This window comes from Bacillus sp. LL01, from assembly GCF_001037965.1.
Genome location: NZ_LFEL01000142.1, coordinates 1 through 4,798, shown reverse-complemented (window position 1 = coordinate 4,798; position 4,798 = coordinate 1). Strand labels below are relative to the sequence as shown.

The following is a 4,798-nucleotide window of genomic DNA, read 5'->3' as shown; positions in this document are numbered from 1 at the left end:
TTCATTCGCTTCTTCTCCATTAGTGCCTGCGCTTGATTCAGCATTAGTACCGGCTTCCTCATTACTATTACATGCTATTAATACTAGTAACAATAAACTAAATAAAATCATCCATTTTTGTGCCCTTCTCATATTTACAGCCCCTATCTAATTTTTGATTATTCTGAATTCAACTAACCTCATAATCTCTATGTTTCTTCAAGTATGAAGCAAGCCCTCCTTCCTCAAGTATGCGCACCATTACTTCAGGCATAGTTGTACCCAAATACTCTTCTTTTTTGGTATAATTTATAACAATTCCTTCGGTTAAGTTTACTGATACTACATCACCCCACTCAATATTGTGATGTGGAACTTCAATAACAGGTAGTCCTATATTGATAGAATTCCTGAAGAAAATCCTAGCAAATGAACGAGCAATAACTACAGATACCCCAGCTACTTTCAACGCAATAGGTGCCTGCTCTCTTGAGGACCCACAACCAAAGTTCATATCTGCAACTACTATATCTCCTTTATTCATACGACTTCTAAAATCAGGATCAATGTCTTCTAATACATGGTCGGCTAGATTAGATAGATCTAGTGTTTTGGTATACTTTCCTGGAATTATTACATCTGTATTAACATTGCTACCATATACATGAACCTTTCCGTTTAATATCATAAAATAACCTCCTTTTCTATACTTAGTGGGTTGGTTATCTTTCCTGTTAGTGCAGCAGCTGCCACTACGCTTGGGGAGCCTAAGTACACATTTGATTCTGGATTTCCCATTCTCCCCCTGAAATTACGATTCGTTRAAGATATGATAGTTTCCCCATTACCTGGGATTCCTTGATGTGTTCCTACGCAAGGTCCGCATCCCGAGCTCATAAAAATTGCTCCTGCATCCATTAGAATTTTAGCTGTACCATCAGAAATTGCGTCCATAAATACTTTATTTGATGCTGGTCCTATTAGCATTCTCACCTCTGGATGTATCTTCTTCCCTTTTAAAACTTTGGCTGCTTCTTGCAAATCTTCTAGCCTACCGTTTGTACAACTTCCTAAAAAAGCTTGTTGAATTGGCACTCCTTCTACTTCCGAAATAGGTTTCACATCATCAGGCATGTGAGGAATTGATATTTGTGGTTCAAGCTCTGACACATCTAGAGTAATAATTTGATCGTATTCTGCTGTTGAATCTGGTTTTATTTCTTCGAAAGGCTGATCCCAGGTTAAACCTTTTGTATCAACTAATCCCGCTTTAGCTCCCATTTCTATAGACATGTTTGCAAGCGTCATTCTACTAGCTACAGTCAAACCCTCAATTACTTCGCCAGTGTATTCTAACGATTTATAGGTTGCACCTTCTATTCCAAGTTTTCCAACCAGATGAAGAACTAAATCTTTAGCACTTACCCCAGTTTGTAACTTGCCATTCAACTCAATCTTTATAGTTCCAGGAACTTTCAACCAGGTTTTTCCCGTAAGTAAAACTCCTGCAAGATCGGTTGATCCTACACCTGTAGCAAAGGAACCAATAGCTCCGTAAGTACATGTATGTGAATCTGCACCAAGTACCAGATCTCCCGGTTGTACATGTCCATTTTCAATCATTAGTTGATGGCAAATACCCTGTCCTACATCATACAAAGTGATATCTTGCTCTTTTGCGAACTCTCTCATCATCTTATGTAAATTTGCAATTCTTTCATTAGGGGCAGGAGATGCGTGATCAATTACCAGTACAACCTTCTCTTTATTCCATACCTTCTCTCCTCTCATTTCTTCAAAAGCTTTAAGAGCCAAAGGTGCTGTAGTATCCGATGCCATAACCATATCAACATCAACAACAACTATATTGTCTTTTTTCACTGGATCTAACGTGTGCTTCGCAATAATTTTCTCAATTACTGTTCTTCCCATCACTTTCACCTCTTTTAATGTTCATTATTAAAACCTAGCTTCTGAGATAAGTGTAAAGCACTCTTTACCACCAAATCTTTAAACTCTTTTTCCATTTCATCTGTCAACCGAGCCGCTAAGCCAGACATCGACAATCCAGCTATCATTTGACCTGTAACGTTAAACACTGGTGCAGAGATTGAATATGCACCAAAGGCTCGATCATTTTTGCTGGTTGCAATTCCATCTTTTTTAATCTTCATCAAATTATCAAAATACTTAGCTCTATTAACTTCATCACCATTATTTTCTTTCCACTCTGTAAGCACTTGCTCAATGAATTCTTGATCAGAATARGCTAAGAAAATTTGACCTGATGCACCTCTCACTAATGGATAAGGATACCCTAAACGAACAAACTGTCTAATATCTCCCATACCATCTACTTTTTCTACGCAGACTCTTCGACGTTCTTGAATTATATTTAAACTTACTGTTTCGTTGGTTTGTTTAGACAATGCTTTTAATATTGGAACCGCTTCTTTTCTGACATCAATTGTTTCACTCACAATTTGACCGAACCCAATAAATGGTAAACCTAACTTATATACTCCAGTATTCTCATCTCTTACAATTAAATTTTTTTCTTTCATAGAAGTAAGCAAGCGAAATACTGTTGGACGCTTCAAACCAGTTTTTTCTACTAAATCATTTATTGATAACTCCGGTTCATTAATTGAAAAGCAATATAAAAGGTCGATTGCTCTTTCAACTGATTGGACAGTGTCTATTTTTTTTGTCATTATTATCTCCTTAATAACTATCACTCTGTCCGCATTACGGACAATTAAAACACTATGCGGACACTTGAATAATTTGAATTATAGAATAAAAACGCTTACATTGTCAATAATATTCAGAAAATTATTTAWGTGTTTTAGATTTTCTATAGTTAAGAATATAGAAGCGTACTATTCCCATTGGCAATAACCTTCTTAAAAAGTCTCAAATATCCAAGCAAATGGACCAATTGATGAATGAGGTAAAACGTCGCAATGAAGAAGCAAAACAAAAAGCAAATAAAGCACTAAACAAATAAAAGCTGACACTTATGTGCCAGCTTTTTCTAGGTTCTTTTTAGTTAGACGATGATCGTTTTGGAGGGCTTTTAACGCTTCTTCGCGTACCCGTTTATTTTTTAATTTACGTTTGTTTAAATAATGATCGGAGAGTTGTTTTGAGTAAGGCTTTACTTGTGAGGCTTGTCTCATTTTAATGCTCCCCTTTCTTTTTTGGATACGTCGCAAACTTGTTAAGGAGTTCGCAACAAATCCATAGAAGTTCTTGCGTGATTGTTAAGTTTAGCTTACCAGTTTCATCCTCGACATTCAACTTGTCTCGATTGGAATGATCGAGATGGAGGGAAATAATCCATTCAGATCCATCTTGAAGAACTCTCTTCCAAGAGATGAATTCCGGCAAAATAAGCGGGTCTTTTTGCGTCTTATCAATTGACCTCACATACTTATTTTCACCCTCACTAATCGGAATAAAAACGTCTAACTCTGCTTTATTGATCCCATACGAATCAATAAAAACTAAGTGGTTCTCATCAACCTGATAAAGCGAATAGCTCGTACCAAAGTCGATGTTATCCAAATTGAATTGATCGGTAACAAGCAAGTTCAATTTTGACTTGAGCTGGTAGATAAATTCAATTAAGAGATCATATTTTTCTTTAAATAATTCAGCCGATTCTTCTGTTTCTTCTAGCTGAACGAGCAATGATTCAATGGCGTCATCTTTTTTGCCAATGTCTAGCTCTAATTGCTTCAATAGGGCTCTGCATTCTTCAAGCTCATTTATGSTGCCATCGTCCACTCTCTGCTCTAACTCTAGGAACACTTCTTCTTTAAGTAGTTCGATAAAATCCTTCTCCTGCGCTAACGAAATTAACGAGTTGTATTCGGCTTTCATTCGCTTTTCATAGACTTCGATGTGAAACAGGTCACTGCCGATCCTACTCATCTCATTTGACACAAGCGTTCGAATGTATAAGAAAAGAAGGACCAATCCTATTCCTAGTAATAAGCTGAGTGAACTGAGTGGTAATGCAAGAATCTGCTCAAACGCGGTGGTGGTTTCATGGATGATATAGCTAGGAATGATGATCAGTAGAACGTTGAAGAGCCCTTGTAAAGAAAGAAATGTCTGTGCTTTTCTTACTAAGAAGAGAAGGGCATTTTTCAATAGAAGCGCAGACGTTAATGGTTTATGCGTTTTTGATTGTTCATGGAGTTTATTTAGTAAGTCATTTAATTCTTTTGAAAGTATGGTCAGTCTCTGCCTCGTTTTCTTTTCTGCCAWCTTAACCCCTTCCCATTACTACTTTTGTAAATTATACCATTAGACTTCTGATGTGAGGGTATTAGGATCAGATTTACTACTTTTGTCCCTCCCCTTCATTAGAAATAGAAATATCACTTTTCTTTCATTGTCTTTTCGGGTAAACAGGTGGAAGAACTCATTAAAGTAAGGAGTGTCATAATGAGCAATGTATATCGATTGATAGGAATTTTTGTTGCTTCTGTTGTTCTGGGGTTTGCCTTTAACTTATTCTTACTGCCACACGAAGTATTAACAGGTGGCGTAACAGGACTTGCCATGGTATTTGGCTTATTAACCCCCGTGAACGCTGGGATTTGGATTTTTGTACTGAACATCCCAATCTTCATCTTAGGTTGGCTTGGACTCGGAAAAACCTTTATCGGCAATAGTGTGTTTTCTGTAATGGTGACCTCTGTAGCCATGTTGTATATTCCAGTCGTTCAAGTGACAGATGACGCCTTATTATCTTCCGTATTCGGAGGCGTGATTGCAGGGGCTGCTATTGGATTTATCATTCGTT

At 37.1% G+C, this 4,798-nt stretch carries 6 protein-coding genes; 1 reads left to right on the top strand and 5 read right to left on the bottom strand.

Annotated features, from left to right (window positions below):
* Nucleotides 1-169: 169 nt before the first annotated feature.
* The 5 genes from AB685_RS26520 to AB685_RS26505 all read right to left on the bottom strand — a co-directional run bounded on the left by AB685_RS26520 (nt 170) and on the right by AB685_RS26505 (nt 4,140).
* On the bottom strand, nt 170-667 hold the full coding sequence (locus AB685_RS26520) for a 3-isopropylmalate dehydratase small subunit (RefSeq protein WP_047973592.1): 498 nt from the start codon (nt 665-667) through the stop codon (nt 170-172).
* Nucleotides 664-1,911: a 3-isopropylmalate dehydratase large subunit gene (locus tag AB685_RS26515; protein ID WP_047973591.1), complete on the bottom strand. Its 1,248-nt coding sequence runs from the start codon at nt 1,909-1,911 to the stop codon at nt 664-666. The genes AB685_RS26520 and AB685_RS26515 overlap by 4 nt, the downstream gene beginning before the upstream one ends.
* Before the next feature lie 14 nt (nt 1,912-1,925).
* Nucleotides 1,926-2,693 carry an IclR family transcriptional regulator gene (locus AB685_RS26510; RefSeq protein ID WP_047973590.1) on the bottom strand — a complete coding sequence of 256 codons (768 nt, stop codon included), beginning with the start codon at nt 2,691-2,693 and terminating at the stop codon, nt 1,926-1,928.
* Nucleotides 2,694-2,999: 306 nt separating this feature from the next.
* Nucleotides 3,000-3,161, bottom strand: a complete 162-nt coding sequence (locus AB685_RS31870; protein ID WP_198530598.1) for a hypothetical protein — start codon at nt 3,159-3,161, stop codon at nt 3,000-3,002.
* Nucleotide 3,162: 1 nt separating this feature from the next.
* Nucleotides 3,163-4,140: a hypothetical protein gene (locus tag AB685_RS26505; protein ID WP_241773392.1), complete on the bottom strand. Its 978-nt coding sequence runs from the start codon at nt 4,138-4,140 to the stop codon at nt 3,163-3,165.
* Nucleotides 4,141-4,437: 297 nt separating this feature from the next.
* Between AB685_RS26505 and AB685_RS26500 the strand changes: the two genes are divergently transcribed.
* Nucleotides 4,438-4,798 (top strand): YitT family protein (locus AB685_RS26500; RefSeq protein ID WP_047973588.1); only part of this gene is annotated, 361 nt, incomplete at its 3' end.